Origin of the sequence: Cytobacillus sp. FSL R5-0569 (assembly GCF_038007265.1) — a bacterium.
GTDB lineage: Bacteria > Bacillota > Bacilli > Bacillales > Cytobacillaceae > Cytobacillus > Cytobacillus kochii.
In genome coordinates this window covers 2,634,776-2,653,601 of record NZ_JBBOWW010000001.1, presented here as the reverse complement: position 1 = coordinate 2,653,601, position 18,826 = coordinate 2,634,776, and the positions used below count along the sequence as shown (strand labels likewise).

General features: G+C 36.7%; 11 protein-coding genes and 1 pseudogene. 11 read left to right on the top strand and 1 reads right to left on the bottom strand.

Annotated features, from left to right (window positions below; genetic code table 11):
• Window positions 1–13: 13 nt before the first annotated feature.
• From MKX78_RS13535 to MKX78_RS13495, 9 genes and pseudogenes are all read left to right on the top strand, one after another.
• On the top strand, window positions 14–7,120 hold the full coding sequence (locus MKX78_RS13535) for an amino acid adenylation domain-containing protein (RefSeq protein ID WP_341051352.1): 7,107 nt from the start codon (window positions 14–16) through the stop codon (window positions 7,118–7,120).
• Window positions 7,117–7,329 (top strand): MbtH family protein, encoded by a 213-nt coding sequence (locus MKX78_RS13530; protein ID WP_095373063.1) that lies wholly within the window; start codon window positions 7,117–7,119, stop codon window positions 7,327–7,329. Before MKX78_RS13535 ends, MKX78_RS13530 begins: the two co-directional genes overlap by 4 nt.
• Window positions 7,329–8,717 (top strand): DHA2 family efflux MFS transporter permease subunit, encoded by a 1,389-nt coding sequence (locus MKX78_RS13525; RefSeq protein WP_307313529.1) that lies wholly within the window; start codon window positions 7,329–7,331, stop codon window positions 8,715–8,717. The genes MKX78_RS13530 and MKX78_RS13525 overlap by 1 nt, the downstream gene beginning before the upstream one ends.
• A 20-nt stretch (window positions 8,718–8,737) precedes the next feature.
• The gene (locus MKX78_RS13520; RefSeq protein ID WP_341051350.1) at window positions 8,738–9,421 is read left to right on the top strand and encodes a 4'-phosphopantetheinyl transferase family protein; all 684 of its coding nucleotides are present in this window, start codon (window positions 8,738–8,740) and stop codon (window positions 9,419–9,421) included.
• 251 nt (window positions 9,422–9,672) lie between these two features.
• A complete protein-coding gene (locus tag MKX78_RS13515) occupies window positions 9,673–11,256 on the top strand; it encodes a PucR family transcriptional regulator (RefSeq protein ID WP_341051348.1) in 1,584 nt (527 codons plus the stop codon).
• A 210-nt stretch (window positions 11,257–11,466) separates the two neighbouring features.
• Window positions 11,467–12,933, top strand: coding sequence for a CoA-acylating methylmalonate-semialdehyde dehydrogenase (locus MKX78_RS13510; protein ID WP_341051345.1), 1,467 nt, complete (start codon window positions 11,467–11,469; stop codon window positions 12,931–12,933).
• 16 nt (window positions 12,934–12,949) lie between these two features.
• Entirely contained in the window at window positions 12,950–14,302 is a 1,353-nt protein-coding gene (locus tag MKX78_RS13505; RefSeq protein WP_095373068.1) for an aspartate aminotransferase family protein, read from the top strand.
• A gap of 230 nt (window positions 14,303–14,532) precedes the next feature.
• Window positions 14,533–14,820, top strand: a complete 288-nt coding sequence (locus tag MKX78_RS13500) for a DUF3219 family protein (RefSeq protein ID WP_095373069.1) — start codon at window positions 14,533–14,535, stop codon at window positions 14,818–14,820.
• Between the two features lie 119 nt (window positions 14,821–14,939).
• A pseudogene (locus MKX78_RS13495) lies at window positions 14,940–15,915 on the top strand (bile acid:sodium symporter family protein).
• Between the two features lie 158 nt (window positions 15,916–16,073).
• Here MKX78_RS13495 and MKX78_RS13490 read toward each other — a convergent pair.
• The gene (locus MKX78_RS13490; RefSeq protein ID WP_233435236.1) at window positions 16,074–17,252 is read right to left on the bottom strand and encodes an MFS transporter; all 1,179 of its coding nucleotides are present in this window, start codon (window positions 17,250–17,252) and stop codon (window positions 16,074–16,076) included.
• A gap of 253 nt (window positions 17,253–17,505) precedes the next feature.
• On the opposite strand from MKX78_RS13490, the gene MKX78_RS13485 reads away from it, so the two are divergent.
• Both MKX78_RS13485 and MKX78_RS13480 read left to right on the top strand, forming a co-directional pair.
• The gene (locus MKX78_RS13485) at window positions 17,506–17,706 is read left to right on the top strand and encodes an IDEAL domain-containing protein (RefSeq protein ID WP_224938368.1); all 201 of its coding nucleotides are present in this window, start codon (window positions 17,506–17,508) and stop codon (window positions 17,704–17,706) included.
• A gap of 49 nt (window positions 17,707–17,755) precedes the next feature.
• Window positions 17,756–18,814 (top strand): DmpA family aminopeptidase, encoded by a 1,059-nt coding sequence (locus tag MKX78_RS13480; protein WP_341052761.1) that lies wholly within the window; start codon window positions 17,756–17,758, stop codon window positions 18,812–18,814.
• Window positions 18,815–18,826 lie beyond the last annotated feature (12 nt).

Here is an 18,826-nt window from a genome sequence, read left to right as displayed (position 1 = left end):
GGAGGAGCATGGAATGATCAGTGAAGCAACTAAACTGCAAGCAACAGATGCCCAAGCAGGTATTTGGTACGCTCATGAATTAGATGAAAAAAAGACAGCTTATAATACTGGCGAATATGTTGAAATAAACGGGCGAATAAACGTGTCGTTATTAATAGAAAGTATAAAAAGTACTGTTCAAGAAGCAGACAGCCTCCACATTACCTTTTTTGAAGAGGATGGAAAATTATATCAAGTTCTTCAAAAACCGAATGAAGTGCCTGTTCAATATATCGATGTGAGTCTAATGAAGACTCCTAAGCAAACGGCTATTGATCTCATGAATGATGACTTATCGCTGTCAATTGATTTGAAAAAAGGTCCGATTTATAAGCAAATTCTCTTTAAAATAGCAAGTGATGAATATCTTTGGTATCAAAAAATACATCATATTGCTTGTGATGCATTAGGATTTTCATTAATAACAAACAAAGTGGCAAGTACTTATTCAGCATATCTAAAAGAAAAGTTTGAGCCAGAACCTGCTTTTAAACCATTGTCTCTATTAATTGAAGAAGAGAAAAAGTATAAAGAATCTTCGTTATATATGGAAGATCAAAAATATTGGAAGGAAAAATATAAAGGAGTCACACACGACGTTTCATTGTCTCAGAATGAGCTTCAATCTTCTGAGGCAACATCTACGATAAAAATTGCTAAAAAATTAACAGCCACAGAGTTTCAAAAGATAAAAAACAAGGCAAAAGAATGGAAAATCGCGTGGCCACATCTCGTGATCGCAGCTATGGGGGTTTATCAATATAAGATAACGGGGGATCGCAAGAGTTTATTAACATTACCAATGATGAATCGTTCAACAGTTGCGATGAATATTCCAGCAACAACAATGAATATTCTACCCTTACTGCTATCATTTTCTATTGATTCAACTTTTATGAGTCTGGTGAAAGATGTTGTAAATGAAACGAGAGAAAATAGTAAACATCAACATTATCGTCAAGAACAATTACAAAGAGATTTAGGAACCATTGGCCAGAGTAGTTTTTTGAACTCTTTTCAAGTAAATATTATGCCGTTTACGTATCAACCGATTTTTGGCGATGTCGCTGCCACTACTTATAAATTAGCCACCGGTCCAATTGATTTAATGAATATGAATATGTTTGAGCAAGATAGAGATGGCAGTCTAAGAGTAGATATTGAAGCAAATGGTACGAAGTTTCAGCAATTGGAAGTAGAGCAACATGCAAGTAGAATTATCCATTGGCTAAAGAGGTTACCAAGTATTGATGGCGGGCAACCTATTTGGAAGATTAATTTATTATTAGATGAAGAAAACGCATTGATGCGAAAAGATTTAGGGTATGAGACAGCTGAAAGCGTTCATCCGCTTATTCAATTCAAGGAAATGGTAAAGAAATATCCTCAGCATCCAGCATTAGAATATAGTGGAGAAATATGGACATATGAAAAGCTAGATAAGATGACTTCAGCATTAGCAAGAGAAATGATTAGCACGGGGTACAATTCCCCCTTTATTGCGGGGATAGCTGTAAGCCGTTCTGCCAATATTTTGGTTGCCATATTGTCTGTTTGGAAAGCTGGCGGTGCCTATGTGCCAATGGATATCGATTATCCTGAGAGTAGACTCAACTATATGTTAAAAGATAGTCAAACACAACTGATTCTTACTGATACAGAAGGGAAGCAGAAACTACCAAAAAGCTTCCAACCGTATCTTATGAACATCGATGTTATAAAGGCTGAAAGTGAGACTTTGCTACCGCTCGTAAATAGTGGAGATCCTGCGTATATGATTTATACATCAGGTTCAACTGGTAATCCAAAAGGTGTTCTCGTATCTGCAAAGTCACTTTCTTATTTCTTATCGGCTATGAATAAGCATTTACAATTAAACCATATGGATCGCTTTTATGCTTTAACGACGATTTCGTTTGATATTTCAATTTTAGAATTGATTTTACCCATCACGGTTGGGGGCACATGTGTAATCGCTAAGAATGCGGTCATTTCTGATCCGCCAAGTATTGTCAAAGAATTGAAAGAAAAGCAGATTAGTGCGGTTCAAGCAACACCGACACATTGGCAAATGATCCTACCATTTGTAACTGAAGAATTAAAGAAAGTCAAAGTATTAGTTGGGGGAGAGAAACTTCCTTCACATACAGCAAAGCAAATGCAAACGTTATGTCGAGAAGTGCATCATGTTTACGGGCCAACTGAAACGACAATTTGGTCTACACATTATGAATTAACGTCAGTTGATGGTTTTACTTCACCCCCACTTGGAGACGCCCTTTCAGGCACAGAAATTTACATTTTGGATGAAAACCTGCAACTAGTTGCTCCGGGAAGACCAGGTGAAATCTATATTGCGGGAGAGGCTGTTACATACGGTTACTATCGTAAGCCAGCGCTCACCTCTTCAAGGTTTGTGGCTAATCCATTTACTGAAAACGGTCAAAGAATGTATCGGACAGGTGATATTGGCATAAGAGATCTTTCAGGGAAAATTCATTATGTGAAACGTAGTGATGATCAAGTAAAGGTCCGTGGTCATCGGATGGAATTAGGCGAGATCGAGCATCACTTGTTAGCACACCCTAATGTGAAAAGTTGTAAAGTGATTGTGAGGGAAGATCAACCGGGAGATCAACGTATTACTGCTTATATAATAGCGGCTGAGAGCGTGAAGAAAACAAGTGAAGATTTCAATTCATACTTAAGTGGTTTTTTGCCAGATTATATGATTCCTAGTTTCTTCATGTATTTGGACGCATTCCCATTGACGCTTAATGGAAAGTTAAATTTGCGTGAATTACCTAATCCGCTGGAAAGTAACGCAAGCTATACAGGTGACGAATGTTGGACTCCTTTGCAGAAGGATGTTTATAATATTTTCCAACAAATATTAATGTTGAATGAAATACGCGAAACCGATTCGTTCTTTGCCCTTGGTGGTCATTCATTACTTGCTTCCCAATTACTTGGTAAACTCCGTGAGGAATTCGGTCTAAGTTTATCATTCTCAGCATTTTATCAAAACCCAACGATCCAATTTATTGTTGAACAAGTGAAAGAACAAGCAGACAACAAGTTTGAAGGTAGAAAGTTAAAGCCATATAAGAGAGATCAGTATGCTCCAATGAGTCATGAACAAAAAAGATTATGGTTTATCGAACAAACTGAAAATGTGGCTTCTACTTATTATATTCCTGTGGTAGTCAAGTTGAAAGGTACACTCCGAACGGAAGCTTTATACGAATCTTTAGTTGAGGTAATGAAAAAGCATGAAGCGTTGAGAACTGTCATAGAAACAAAAGATGGTGAAGTATATCAAAGGGTATTATCAGCAGATGAAGCAACATTGAAATACTATGAAAAAACGATTAATCGAAATGAGCTCAATCATGAGATAGATGAAGCGATCAAAATGCCAATCGATTGGGAAAATGAATTAGGTTGGCATAGCTATCTATTTAGAATAAATAAAGAAGAGAATATATTATGTATTGTTTATCACCATCTATTCGCTGATGGGTGGTCGATTGCACCATTTATGGAAGATGTATCAACTGCTTATGAGACCCTTGTTAAGGGCGATCAGCCAGTTTTATCTTCATTACCTATTCAGTATGGTGATTATGCCTTCTGGCAACAGGAAATGTTAGTGCATGATATGGAGGAAAAGCTTGCCTTTTGGAAAAAACAATTAGCCCACATACCTGAGGCCATCCCATTACCATATGGGGTTGAAAGACCAGAGAAAAGAATGGTTGAAGGTGGACGATTGACTTTTGAGCTGGACAAAAACCTTTATCGACAACTCAATCAGTTAGCAAAAGGTGAAGATGTTACGTTGTTTATGGTTCTACAATCAGCATTAGCAACACTGTATCATCGTTTAGGCGCTGGTGATGATATCCCATTTGGTACACCAGTAGCTGGGAGGAATGAGCCGTCATTACAAGCAATCGTTGGCTTCTTTGTTAATACAATTGTTCTACGTACAGATGTTTCAGGCAATCCATCATTTTTACAGTTACTACATCGCGTGAAGAAACAAAATATGAGTATTTATGATCAGCAAGACACACCGTTTGATAGAGTGGTAGAGGCGATTAACCCAACCCGTTCTAATAAAGTTCATCCATTATTCCAATCAATGATTATTATGCAAAACACACCACAACCGTCATTTAAAGTGGAGGGAGTGGATGCAGAAATTCAAATTAACGGTACGAACACAGCGAAATTTGATTTAACTTTTGAATTTTGGCAAGGATTTAATCAAGATACATTGGAAGGTGCGATTGAATATAGAAAAGACCTTTATAAGCATGAACAAATCCAACATTTATTGCAACAATGGTTGACTCTCTTAAGTTCAATCATTGCTACGCCGAATCAATCTGTTGGAAAGTTACCGATTCTATTAGACACAGAAAAAAATGAGTTATTACATCTACAATCAAAGAAAGTAACAGCGAAACAAGAACATATCGTTCATAACTTTGAACAAATGGTAGAACAATACCGTAATGAAATAGCGGTAACATATGATGAGACATCAATCAGTTACCAACAACTAAATGAAAAGGCAAATCAGCTTGCTAGATTGTTAATAGATAAGGGTGTAAAAGCAAATGATTTTATCACCATTTCATTACCACGCTCCTTGGAGTTAATTACAAGTATTTTAGCGGTATTGAAAGCCGGTGCAGCCTACGTACCAATAGATCCGGATTACCCCGAAGATCGCAAACAATATATCCATCGTGATGCTGGTGCGGTTATGATGATTACTGATAAAAAACAGGTAGAACACGGGAATCAAATTGTGTTTGATCTACAATTACACCAAACATTGACATTGTATGATTCTTCTAACTTAGAAGAAGTTGAGGGGAATGAGATATATCCTAGTTCACCAGCTTATATTATTTATACATCAGGTTCTACCGGTAAGCCAAAGGGTGTGCTAGTTCCACATAGCAATGTGGTACGACTGTTTGCCTCAACGAATCGATGGTTTTCTTTTGATCATGATGATGTTTGGACACTTTTCCATTCGTATGCTTTTGATTTCTCTGTTTGGGAGATATGGGGCGCATTATTATTTGGTGGAAAACTAGTTATTGTCCCTTACGAGACGACTAGAAACCCACAAGCTTTTCTACAATTATTAGTTAAAGAACGAGTGACTGTATTAAATCAAACACCTTCTGCATTCTATCAATTAATGGAAGCTGAAAAAGAAAGAATTGATTTATCGGATATGTTGCGAATCAGATATATCATTTTTGGTGGAGAGGCGTTGGAACTACCAAGATTGGAAAGTTGGTATAACCTGCATGCGATGTCAAAAACAAAGCTTATTAACATGTACGGTATTACAGAAACAACCGTTCATGTCAGTTACTTAGAATTAACGAAAGACATAATTCGACAATCTGCTAGTAGTTTAATTGGTGAAGGTATCCCTGATTTAGGTGTGTATATATTAGATGATTACCTTCAACCTGTTCCTAAAGGTGTCATAGGAGAAATGTATGTAACTGGGGATGGACTCGCTCATGGTTATTTAAATCAACCAGCACTGACAGCGGAGAGATTTGTCGCTAATCCATATGGATCAGCAGGAAGTCGTATGTATAAAACGGGAGATTTAGCAAAATGGACTGAAGATGGTTCACTTGACTATATTGGTCGCTCTGATCATCAAGTGAAAATTCGTGGTTTCCGCATCGAGTTAGGTGAAGTGAATGCAGCACTTCTTCAGTATCCTGCAATTAAACAAGCTGTAACAACAGTACTAACGATGCATGGTGATAAGCAATTGGTTAGCTATTTCATCTCTCACAATGAGATTGATTACAAAGAACTGAGACAATTTTTACAAACGAGATTGCCTAAATATATGGTTCCGAATCACTTCGTTAGAACAGATGATATTCCATTAACGAACCACGGGAAATTAGATATGAAAGCTCTCCCGAAACCAGAGATGGAGACAATGCAGGGAGATAGGCATCTACCTAGAACTCCACAAGAAGAAATACTTACGCAGTTATTTGCAGAAACCCTACATTTAACTGAAGTAAGTATTGATGATAGTTTCTTTGATTTAGGAGGGCATTCGTTATTAGCTGTTCAATTAATGAAAAAAATAGAATCAACATTCGGCAAAGAGTTAGGCATTGGTGTGTTATTTGAAGCACCAACTGCAGCGCAACTCGCAAAAGTGATTGAAGGTGATGCAGAAGAAGGCGCTTCATTACAGTCATTATTGGGTTTACGAAAAACAGGAAGTGAGACGCCATTATTCTGTGTGCATCCAGCAGGTGGTTTAAGCTGGTGCTATGCTGGATTGATGTCGAAACTAGATAGTCGTTTTCCTATCTATGGCCTACAAGCAAAAGGGATTAAAGAGAAGAAAAATAAACCTACAAGTTTAGTTGAAATGGCGAAGGATTATATCCAAGAGATTCGTTCTGTTCAACCAAAAGGTCCGTATCGCTTACTTGGCTGGTCGTTAGGAGGCAACGTTGTTCATGCAATGGCAGTTGAATTACAAAAGCAGGGCGAGAAAATTGAGTTTTTAGTCATGATGGATTCCTATCCAGGTCATTTCATTTCTATGAATGAAGAAGAAGCAGAAGATGATGCGTTAATTGCGATGCTAGCACTTGGGGGCTATGATCCTCAAGAAGTGAAAGGTGATCAATTAACAATACAATCGGTTAAAGAATTACTTCAGGAAAAGGGGAGTGTACTTGCATCATTGGATGAAGAAACAATCGAAAATCTTAAAGAAACCTATCAAAATTCCGTTCGTATCATGTCAGAATATGACCCAGAAGTATATGAGGGAGATATGATTTTCTTCAAGTCAACAATTGTTCCAGAGTGGTTTAAAAATGATGATCCAGCGAGATGGTTACCATATGTTCATGGCAGGATGCGACAATATGATATTGCTTGCCGTCATAAAGATATGTGTCAACCAGAGCCTTTAGCAGAAATAGGCGAAGGAATCGCAAGAGAGTTAAAGTGTTTAATTGAAAACAAGCATTTAGAAGGGAGTCTACAAACATGAGTAACCCATTTGATCAAAAAGATTCTTTGTATTTTGTTTTAATGAATAATGTAGGGCAGTATTCATTATGGCCAAGTTATATTGATGTGCCTACAGGCTGGCAAGTGGTTTGGGGGGAAACTACCCTTTCAAGCTGCCATCAATATATTGAAGAGCATTGGGAAAGTCTACTTCCAAATGAAAAAGAGAAGGAAAGTCTATCACTGTAATGACAATGGATAGAAAAGTTAAATACCAAAGAAGAGCATTATGTACAGTGTATATACTAGCTATGTTTATGGCGGCATTAGACGGAACAATCGTCTATGTTGCCCTTCCTTCGATTGCTACTGAACTGGGAGTAACATCCGCTCAGTTAAGTGGATTGACTGTCTGGTATCTTGTTGGGGTTAGCATGATTTTACCTTGTGCAGGGTATTTAGGTGATCGTTTTGGAAGTAAAAAGATGTTTATGGTTAGCTCACTCGTTTTTACATTCGCTTCTTATATGTGTGCTTTAGCAGATTCAGTATCGATGTTAAACATAGCCCGGTTTCTGCAAGGATTAGGAGGCGGCTTGTTTGCCCCTATAGGCATGGCGATGATCTTTCGGACGTTTTCCATTGAAGAACGTCCGAAACTGTCGCGGTCTTTCGTCATTCCAATTGCTATAGCACCTGCCCTTGGTCCGATAATTGGTGGGTTAATCGTTACTTATTTACCATGGCAGTGGATCTTCTTAATTAATATTCCGATTGGCTTGTTCATCGTTATAATCGGTGCACTATTTTTACAGGAAAAACATGAGTATATGGGTAAAAAGCTAGATGTGAAAGGCTTATTATTAATGGTGATTGGTTTTCCATTATTTATGTATACGTTGAATCGACTAACAGCAGGAATGAGTCTGCCAATAATCGTTTTTGGGATGATTGGGCTAATAATGATTGTTACATATGTTTTTCATGCATTAAAAGCAGATCAACCATTATTGAACTTAAAATTATTGGAGGAAAAGACATTTAAACGAATAAGCATGCTCTCTTTTCTTGGAGCGGCAGGCTTACAAGGTTTCTTGTATTTGTTCCCGATTATGTATCAATATACAACTGGTGCATCACCATTAAAAAGTGGATTAACTATTTTTATTGAAGCGATTGGTTTAATGGTGGCATCAAGAGTAATGCCCCTGACATTAAAACTTCTCGGCGTTTATCGTGTGATTGTTTATGGATTCTTATTATCCAGTGTCTTTTTCCTACTCATCAGTTGGATAGGCCCTACTGGTTCTATCATCGGTTTACAAATTTGTTTATTTGGAATTGGACTGACGTTAGGACATGCCGTGATTGCCATGCAGTATACGGCATTCCATCATATTAATAAAGAAAAGATGTCACAAGCAACCACATTATTTAATGTGCAGAACCGCTTGGGTGCAGCAATGGGAATTGTGAGTATTTCTTTAATTATCAGCATGTTCTCAATCGGAAATGAGCAATTATATCAAGTGGCAATTATTTTTTGTGCTATGCTTCTACTTGCTGCGTGCTTGTTTGCGATCAATAGTCAAACCGCTATTAAGTCAACATCACCAAAAATGAAAAAAGCAAGCTAGTATAAGAAGGAGGGGAAGGTATGCTTGAAGTTTTTGCTTGTCGATTACCGCAAGTACATTCAGAGGTAACTTTACATCATTATAGCGACTATTTACCACCATTAAAAAGAACACAAATCCACCGTTATAGAAGAATAGAAGATGCATATCGTACGTTAGTAGGTTATCTATTATTAAGGAAAATACTCATGAAGAAGTTACCTAAAGTTGATCTTACAAAGCTCGAATTCAGCAAATACGGTAAACCTTTTTTGAACGCGGACCCTTTTCCCCCTTTTAGCTTGTCTCATTCAGGTGATTGGTGTGTGTGTGCCGTTGGAACTGATGGAATGGTTGGGATAGATTTAGAAAAAATAACTAAACCAAAGCCAGAGTTACACTCCCTTTTGTTTCGAGAGGAAGAAGAGTGTATGGGAGCGAAAGATTTTTTTAATCGTTGGACGATAAAAGAAAGCTATTTAAAAGCCATCGGTACTGGTTTACTTGTAGACCTCCAAGAAATAGAATTCGAAGAAAAAAATCGGAGTGAATTCGATGTCAACCATCAACAAAAACGGTATCCAGGGGGAAAAGTAAAGGTATATAACCTCCTAAAGCAATATAGCTTATCAATTTGCGCATTGTCACCCGAGGAAAAACTTCCTCATCATCTACAACTTGTCACATTTGAAGAAATTATCAAACCCAGCGTACAAACAGTATAAAGCGCTGGGTTTCATTTTATGAACCTCATTTATATGACGGAATACATAAAGAAATCTTGCTGAGTATGGAGAGCGTTTGATCAGAAGAATTGTTGCAATGCGTTTAAGAAATGTGTAAAAAGAATAAACATTTATTTTCATGGGAGTTGACCTCTTATGTTTACTGAATGTATTAAATATTTCTATTATATTTGACAATTTGTCTAGTTATCTATTAATATTCTATATATTCAGAATTTAGGAGGGCGAGAATGAAATCCTATTTAACCGTCAATGATATCTTGCAAAGGAAGCATTTCGATCAAATAGAAATAGTTGCAGGGAAAGATGGGTTAGTAGATCAAGTGAAGTGGGTTCATATTGTTGAGGTAACGAAAATAGGGAATCTTTTAAAAGGAAATGAACTAATCCTTTCAACCGCTGTTGCATGGCGAGAGAGAAAGGAATTATTTATCTCAATTGTACAACAGTTAATTAAGTCGAATGCAGCAGGCTTATGTATTGAATATGGCACTTATACGAAGGGCATACCTCATGAAATTATCTCTATGGCAAACAAAGCGAATTTCCCCATTATACTCATATTAAAGGAAGTTCCTTTCGTAGAAATCACGCAAGACATTCATACATCTTTAATTAATCAGCAATATGATATGTTAGCTAATTTAGAAAAAATCTCTCATATCTTAAATAAGAAACTTCTTTCTATTAATCATTATGATGAACTTTTGAAGGTCATTTATGAAGAATTGCAAGTGCAAATTCTATTATTATTTCAAGATGAAAGTGCGAAGTTTTATCCTGTACTACCAGAAATAAAAAGAGAAAATATCCTAAAGAAGGTACAAGCCCAACAAGAACCTTCACGTTTTGTCGTAAGAGCTACTATTGAACTTTTAGGAGAGAAATTTGCTGAACTTATCATCATTTCTTCATCTCATCACTTAACAGAATATGATCAGCTAATTGTAGACAGAACAGCTAACGCTCTAGCACAATTCTTTATTCGTGAATTATATGTAGAGGAAAAAAGAAGGTTAGAAGAAAGTGAGTGGGTAAATTCTTGGTTAGAAGGTAAGGAAACGACGCCTTCATTACTAAACCATGTATCTGCCTATTTACCGAAAGCACCTCGAGGGGCGGTTGTATGTGTCTATCAAGTGGAAATGTTAGAAAATTTAACCTATTTCAAGTTGTATTTTCGCTCCATATTAGAACAAAAAGGTTTTTCTTTCTTAGCCGTTGAGAAGCACAAAGCAATTGTATTTATATTATTTAATGAAAGAGGATTAACTGATTGGAAGAGGAGAGTAGTACAAGCAATTGAAAAAATGAAGCAATTATTTTCGGATATGCAATCAGACACGACTTTTAATTTTGGAATTGGAAAATATGTTTCTGATTTGAATGCTGTGCATGAGAGTTATCAAACGGCATTAGAAACAATCCAAGTGAATCAACAATTTTATCATCGTTCGTATTCAAGTATGTTTTATGATGACTTACATATATTTCGTATTATCTCAGTTGCCAGTAGACATATGAATTTACAAGGAATGATCGAAGAATATTTAGGACCGATTGTTGAATATGATACTGCACATCAATCAAAGTTAATGGAAACATTAAAAATGTACTTAATTTGTAATGGCTCAAAAAAAGATACGGCACAGAAATTGTATATTGTTAGACAAACTTTATATCATCGGTTGGAAAAAATTGAGCAGTTATTAGGCTCCGATTTTATGAGTCATGAGAAAAGATTGGCATTGGAATTTATGCTATTAAGCTATGATTTTATCCAGCGACCAATCGATTTAAAACAAATAAAGTAAAAAAGAATGAACCGTCTCTATAGTAGTCGGTTTATTTTGCTTGTTACGATTTCCTTTGAGGCACTGATTTCAAGATTTACCCTATTCTTTCATATAGACCGTTTGTTTATGAATGACCGTTATCCTTTTTACAGTATGTCTAATGAAAAAGGGATAATAAATAAGAGATAATGAAATCAGAATAATCAATCTTTAATAGGAGGTTTGATGATGAGCGTAATTGAACAGGAAACGAAAACTTTACAGAATTTTATTAATGGCCAATGGGTACCTTCACAATCTACAGAAACAATGGAGGTGCCTAACCCAGCAACTGGGGAAATTATTGCAAAGGTACCTATATCCACGAAATCAGATGTTGATCAAGCAGTAAAGGCAGCAGCAAATGCTTTTCAAACTTGGAAAAAAACACCGGTTCCAAAAAGAGCGAGAATTCTCTATAAATATCATCATTTGTTAACGGAAAACCATGAAAGATTAGCAAAATTAATCGTAGAAGAGAATGGTAAAGCATATAAAGAAGCATATGGGGAAGTGCAAAGGGGAATTGAATGTGTGGAATTTGCCGCTGGAGCCCCAACACTAATGATGGGAGAAACTTTGTCGACGATTGCAGAAGACATCGATTCACAAATGTTTCGTTACCCACATGGAGTTGTCGCTGGTATCACACCATTTAATTTCCCAATGATGGTTCCTTTGTGGATGTTTCCACTTGCCATTGCATGTGGCAATACTTTTGTTCTTAAGCCATCAGAGCGAACGCCTATTTTATCTAATGAGTTGACGAAGTTGTTTATGGAAGCTGGTGCACCAGCTGGCGTCTTAAATGTTGTCCACGGTGCGCATGATGTAGTTAATGGCTTACTGGAACATCCCCTCGTCAAAGCAATTTCATTTGTTGGTTCTCAACCGGTTGCGAAATATGTCTATGAAAAAGCGGCTTCTTACGGTAAAAGAGTGCAAGCATTATCAGGAGCGAAGAATCATCATATTGTTATGCCAGATGCGGATATGGAGAAAGCGATTAGCCATATTATAAGCTCTACATTTGGCAGTGCCGGTCAGCGTTGTATGGCTTGTAGTGCGGTTGTTGTGGTAGGTGATGGATCTGAGTTTGTTGAAAAGCTTTCTCAAGCAGCAGATGAATTAATTATTGGTGAAGGCTCTAATGAAGAAGTCCTGCTAACACCAGTTATAAGAGATTCTCATCGTCAGAAAGTTTTAGGATATATTGAGAAAGGCATTGAAGAAGGAGCAGAGCTGTTACGTGATGGTAGAGCTGTTATGACTGAAATGAAAAACGGCACATTTTTAGGTCCGACAATTTTTGATCAAGTCACACCTGATATGACCATTGCGAAGGATGAGATATTTGCCCCAGTCCTAAGTTTATTGCGAGCGAAAGATTTAGATGAGGGATTAGCTTATATTAGTCAATCAAGATATGGAAATGGTGCAACGATTTATACGAAAGATGCGCGTGCTGTTCGTCAGTTCAGAGAAGAAGCGGATGCAGGTATGTTAGGGATCAATATTGGTGTCCCAGCAACAATGGCCTTTTTTCCTTTCTCTGGGTGGAAGGATTCGTTTTATGGTGATTTGCATGTAAACGGGAAAGATGGCGTTAATTTTTATACCCGGAAGAAGATGATTACCTCACGTTTTGATTATTAATAAGGAGGAAAAGTGCATGGCTGAAATTAAGGAAGAGAAAGGGTTGCTTAAGAAAGATGCAGAGGTTGTTTGGCACGCGATGAAACCATTTAGCCCTAATAGCACAATTATAGCGGAAAAAGCAGATGGTGCTTGGGTTACTGATCATGAAGGTAATCGCTATTTAGATGCAATGGCAGGTTTATGGTGTGTAAATGCAGGCTATGGTAGAAAAGAGCTCGCAGAAGCAGCATACGAACAATTAAAAGAGATGAGTTATTTTCCTTTATCACAAAGCCATACACCAGCGATAAAATTAGCTGAAAAACTAAATGAAATGCTCGGTGGCGGCTATGTATTCTTCTTTTCAAATAGTGGCTCAGAGGCGAATGAAACCGCATTTAAAATCGTTAGACAGTATTATAAACAAAAGGGAGAACATGAACGCTACAAGATTATTTCTAGGTATCGTGGGTATCATGGGAATACGATGGCAACACTTGCAGCAACAGGGCAGGCGCAAAGAAAATATAAATATGAACCGCTCGCACCTGGCTTTATTCATGTCGCACCACCTGATATGTATCGCCAACCGGAAGATGAAACCTTGGCATCTACCAAGCTTCAATCAGTACAGGATATAGATAAAGTAATGACATGGGAGCTAAGCGAGACCGTTGCAGCTGTCATAATGGAACCAATTATTACAGGTGGCGGGGTTATTATGCCACCAGAAAACTATATGAAAGGAGTAAAAGAGGTTTGTGAGAAGCACGGGGCATTGCTTATTAGTGATGAAGTTATTAATGGCTTTGGTCGCACGGGTGAACCGTTTGGATTTATGAATTATGAGGTCTCACCAGATATTATTACGATGGCAAAAGGGATAACAAGTGCGTATTTACCATTGTCAGCTACCGCAGTGAAAAAAGAAATCTATGATTATTTCAAAGGAACAGAAGAATATGATTACTTTCGCCATGTGAATACTTTTGGAGGAAACCCTGCTGCTTGCGCTTTAGCATTGAAAAACCTAGAGATTATGGAAGATGAGAAGCTGTACGAACGGTCGAAAACAGCTGGGGATGCGCTAAAGAGGACATTACTGCAAAAGCTGCAACATCACCCTTATGTAGGGGATGTGAGAGGAAAAGGTTTATTAATAGGTATTGAGTTAGTAGAGGATAAGGCGACGAAGGAACCGCTAGCTGTGGAGTATGTGAATAAGATCATTTCCGGATGTAAGGAGAAAGGTGTACTAATAGGTAAAAACGGAGCAACTGTTGCTGGATATAATAATATTATTACACTTGCCCCACCGTTAAATATAACTGATAGTGATATCACTTTTTTAATTGATACATTAACAGAGCAAATGAACCAACTTTAAATATATGCTGCACTGGCTTGCCATTGATTGCAACCAGTGCTTTTTTCCATAGATGTATGTATGAACGGTGTTAAGAAGTCATTAGCTAGTTTTTTTATTTGTTATGAGAATATATTTCTCACCATTCATTTTTCTATGTAGGTTGTATCATTGGTATTTAATAAGCAAATCAATATAACATCCACTCATTATTTGCTAGAATAAAATTTGTAAGGAAGGAGCAGACGATAATGGTTCAAGAGATACAATTAAACAATTATACATTACCTATTAATCAATATAAGGAAACCTCAGTAAATGGTTTAAAACAAATTGCCATTGACTTTAAAGTAACGAGTGAGAACTATCATGATATTGCTGTGCTTTTATATGAAGAAAATTTTGATGTGCAAGTTCCGGCGAATAATTTTAGAATGAAGGCCGCAATAACTCAATATTATACATCAGTAACAAATCTGTATCGTGAAGGTGAAATTGGCGACTATCATGTAACCTTACGGGAAGTTTTAGGTGAATAATCAAGAATAACGTAATATTGTGCTCATAAAGGCATAATATTACGTTTTTATTTTATCGAAAAATTCATTGCTAAAAAGTGTTAAAATATATATGTATAAAAAAGAGAAAGGAGTGAGGGATGATATTAACGAAAATAAACAGTCAGCTAGATAAAATGATGCCCTTGATTACTCCTACTAGTGTCATATTGGGTATATGCTTTGCTATCTATTTAAAAAATCTAGATAGTCTTATCCCATGGATCTTTGCATTTATGACATTCGCAGGTAGTTTGAAAGCAAATTTTACATCGATGAAAGAAGCCATCACTCATCCTTTGCCACTATTTATTGTCTTATTTGTTCTACATATTTTTATGCCATTATGGGCCTTTACTGTTGGTCATATTACTTTTCCAAATGATACTTATACAATTACTGGTCTAATTTTAATGATGGCAATACCTACAGGAATCTCAAGCCTGATATGGGTTTCCATTTACAAAGGCAGTATTCCATTGACTTTAACGATTATTCTCGTTGATACGTTATTATCACCAATACTTGTGCCACTTACACTAAAGCTCTTTAGTAGGAGCAAAAGTGGAAATGGATGTCATAAGCATGGTGAGTGGGTTAATCATGATGATTGTCATTCCATCTATTTTGGCAATGATTGTTAATTCGATCGTAAAAGAGAAGGTTTCAAACATACTTAGTGCAAGACTTGCTCCATTTTCTAAAATAGGTATGGCGACTGTTGTAATGATTAATAGTGCCGTTGTTTCATCCTACTTGACTGCCTTCGATTTACGTTTACTAGCATTAGTTGTCACCGTCTTCTTTATAGCCTTTACAGGATACTTAGTAGCTTTTTTAATTGCTAGAAAAATAGTAGGGAAAAATAGAGAAGCGGTGATTGCGATTACTTTTAATGGTGGTATGCGAAACATTAGTGCAGGCTCTGTATTAGCAGTTGCCTATTTCCCACCGCCAGTGGCCGTGCCTGTTGTTATTGGCATGCTATTTCAACAAATATTAGCAGCTTTATTTGGGATGATTATAAATAAGGTTGAAGAAAAGGATCGACTGAATGTGAGGAAAGAGGCCGTGTGAAGATAAAAGAGACAGTCCTATGAAGGTGGTCTAATCTCGAAGCTTGGAGATAATAGTTTTTGGTATAAGTCATAATTAAAAACCCGAAAAACATTTTAATCACAATGAAAAAATGTCTTTTCGGGCTTTCTATTAGGCTTATTTTTTTTACAAGATTGTTAGCGGTTCTTTCTCATTTGTAATAACATACCAATATAGATGAATAGAGAAACAACAACTGAAATGGCAGCAACGATATAGATAGAGCTATATCCTAAGTAAAAAGCGATTTGCCCAAACATAATTGATCCAATACCGATTCCTAAATCAAAAAAAGAAAAGAACGTGGCATTAGCCATTCCTCTACGATTGACCGGTGCTTCTTTAACAGACCAAGCTTGCAAAGCTGGTTGGATCGTACCGAAACCTAAACCATATAATATGGCTGCAGTAAATAGAATCGCATTACTCGGTAACCATGCGAGTAGAAGCATGGCAGCAATAATAAGGAGCACACCTGGAATAAATACAGCTTGATGCCCTCTTTTATCATAAATTCTACCTGCAAAAGTACGGCTGATGAGCAGAGCTAAAGCATAGAGAAAGAAATACCATTCAATTCCATCAATACCTTTTTGTAATGAATAGATAGGTAGAAATGTAGCAATCCCTCCAAATGTAACGGTTACAAAGAAGATTAATATGGAAGGGGGCAGAGCGGATTTCTCGTAAACATCAAACTTTTTCTTTTCTACTACGCTAGCAGTATGATCTACTTGTTTATATTTTATGAATGATGAAAGGATGAAAGCAGCGAGTCCTAATAAAGAACAGATTAGAAATAAGGAAGTAAAGCTAATATTACCAATGAGTGCTAATCCTAAAGTAGGACCAAAGGCAAGAGCGAGATTACCTGATAGTCCAAAGTAACCCATCCCTTCGCCACGTCTTTTCTGTGGAATAAGATCTGTTGCGATTGTCCCTGAAGCTGTTGTAGAGAATCCCCATCCTAAACCCTGAACTAATCTGAGTATAAGGAGAAAGGCAATACTCGTAATAAAGCCAATGACTCCAACGGAAAGAACAAATACAGCTAGTCCAATAAGAAAGACAAACCGCCTGCCTTTTGATTCTAACGCATGTCCCGCAAAAGGACGCATAATAAGGGATGAAAAGGTAAATATCCCGATGACTAACCCGATTAATTGGTCATTGCCACCAAGTTCTTCGACAAACAAAGGCAATGTTGGTAATGTCATTTGAAAACCTAAAAATACAAAGAAGTTTGCAAAACAAATTAATGTAAAATCCTTAGTCCAAATTCTTTCTTTTTGTAATGAATTTGTTGATTGATCCAAAACCCCACCTCATTTATAAATATATATACCAATAGATATATTTTGATTCCCTAAATATCCATTATAGTAAAGAAAATTATATTTGCAAGGAAGTGAATAAACATATTTTAAAAAGGTTTAAATCAAGATAATACGGGGTAATATTTATATTAACAACAATTAGTAATAGAGTATAAGATAAATTTCATTTAAGGTTTGAATTATCAGAAATTTTTTGTTATAATAGAAAAAAGGTCAAGGGGTTGATTTCAAAATGGAAAAGTACACGCTTAACTCAACAGTCCAAACCGATGAAAACCAATACTCAGTCGTAGCGGAACAAGTGTTAAATAAGGCTATACTTGACTTCAGAATGAAAAAGCTCCGCCAAGAAATTGATAACGCTCTTGAAGAAAGAAACGAAGAGAGATTTATTGAATTAACTGATGAATTAAATAAGTTAACGAATGAATAAAAAAAAGCAACCTTCTTCAAGGAAGGTTGCTTTTTTGGTACAGAAAGAAATGGAGAGAAAAGCATTGAAAATACGAGAAAGAGGAATAATCATTGGTAGTATACCGACAGGGGAAAATAATTGCTTGATTGATGTCCCCGGGGTGAGAGTCGGTCATAAAACCATTGATGAAAAGACGGAAACAGGATATGCCTGTACAGGTGTCACTGCCATTTTGCCACATGGTGGTAATTTATTTAAAGAAAAAGTAGTGGCCACATCGTATGTTATTAATGGTTTTGGTAAAACCACTGGGTTGGTACAAGTAAATGAATTAGGACAGATAGAATCACCCATTATGTTAACCAATACATTTTCAGTCCCGGCCGTTACACAAGGTACCCTGCAATATATGTTACAAGAAAATAAAGACATTGGAGATACAACAGGGACGATTAACATTGTCACCGGAGAGTGTAATGATGGTTTACTAAATTCAATAAGAGAAATGGTTGTTACGCCTAAAGATACTATAGAAGCCATCTTGCACGCTTCAACAAATCCAGTGGAAGAAGGTGCAGTTGGTGCAGGAAAGGGAATGGTATGTTTTGGCTATAAAGGAGGGATTGGTACTTCTTCTAGAAAATTGTCAGTAAATGACGGGGAATTCTTTCATGTAGGTTGTCTTGTCTTAAGTAATTTTGGAGGAAAACCTGAATTCCCTTTTGATCGTTATTTTAAAAACAACCTACATTATCCTTTAGAGTTAGATAAAGCAACTGACGGATCAATTATGATTGTATTAGCAACAGATGCTCCGTTAAGTGATAGGCAATTACACCGAGTTGCTAAAAGATGTGGAATTGGACTGGGTAGGACGGGTAGCCATTATAGTCATGGTAGTGGAGATATCGTTATTGCTTTTTCTACTGCAAATACAATAAAGCACAAACAATCATCTTATTTGCATACGATGAAAACTTTAAGAGAAGATCATTCGATTATGAATGAGCTGTTTGCAGCAGCAGCAGAAGTAACAGAAGAAGCAATTATGAACTCATTATCCCAAGCTGAAACGACCGTTGGAAGAAATGAAACGGTTGTACATTCCTTATTTGATTTAGCTTAAATAAGGAGTGAA

Coding starts and splice junctions, on each gene's coding strand:
- MKX78_RS13535 (WP_341051352.1), top strand. CDS start 14: ATGATCAGTGAAGCAACTAAACTGCAAGCAACAGATGCCCAAGCAGGT.
- MKX78_RS13530 (WP_095373063.1), top strand. CDS start 7,117: ATGAGTAACCCATTTGATCAAAAAGATTCTTTGTATTTTGTTTTAATG.
- MKX78_RS13525 (WP_307313529.1), top strand. CDS start 7,329: ATGACAATGGATAGAAAAGTTAAATACCAAAGAAGAGCATTATGTACA.
- MKX78_RS13520 (WP_341051350.1), top strand. CDS start 8,738: ATGCTTGAAGTTTTTGCTTGTCGATTACCGCAAGTACATTCAGAGGTA.
- MKX78_RS13515 (WP_341051348.1), top strand. CDS start 9,673: ATGAAATCCTATTTAACCGTCAATGATATCTTGCAAAGGAAGCATTTC.
- MKX78_RS13510 (WP_341051345.1), top strand. CDS start 11,467: ATGAGCGTAATTGAACAGGAAACGAAAACTTTACAGAATTTTATTAAT.
- MKX78_RS13505 (WP_095373068.1), top strand. CDS start 12,950: ATGGCTGAAATTAAGGAAGAGAAAGGGTTGCTTAAGAAAGATGCAGAG.
- MKX78_RS13500 (WP_095373069.1), top strand. CDS start 14,533: ATGGTTCAAGAGATACAATTAAACAATTATACATTACCTATTAATCAA.
- MKX78_RS13485 (WP_224938368.1), top strand. CDS start 17,506: ATGGAAAAGTACACGCTTAACTCAACAGTCCAAACCGATGAAAACCAA.
- MKX78_RS13480 (WP_341052761.1), top strand. CDS start 17,756: ATGGAGAGAAAAGCATTGAAAATACGAGAAAGAGGAATAATCATTGGT.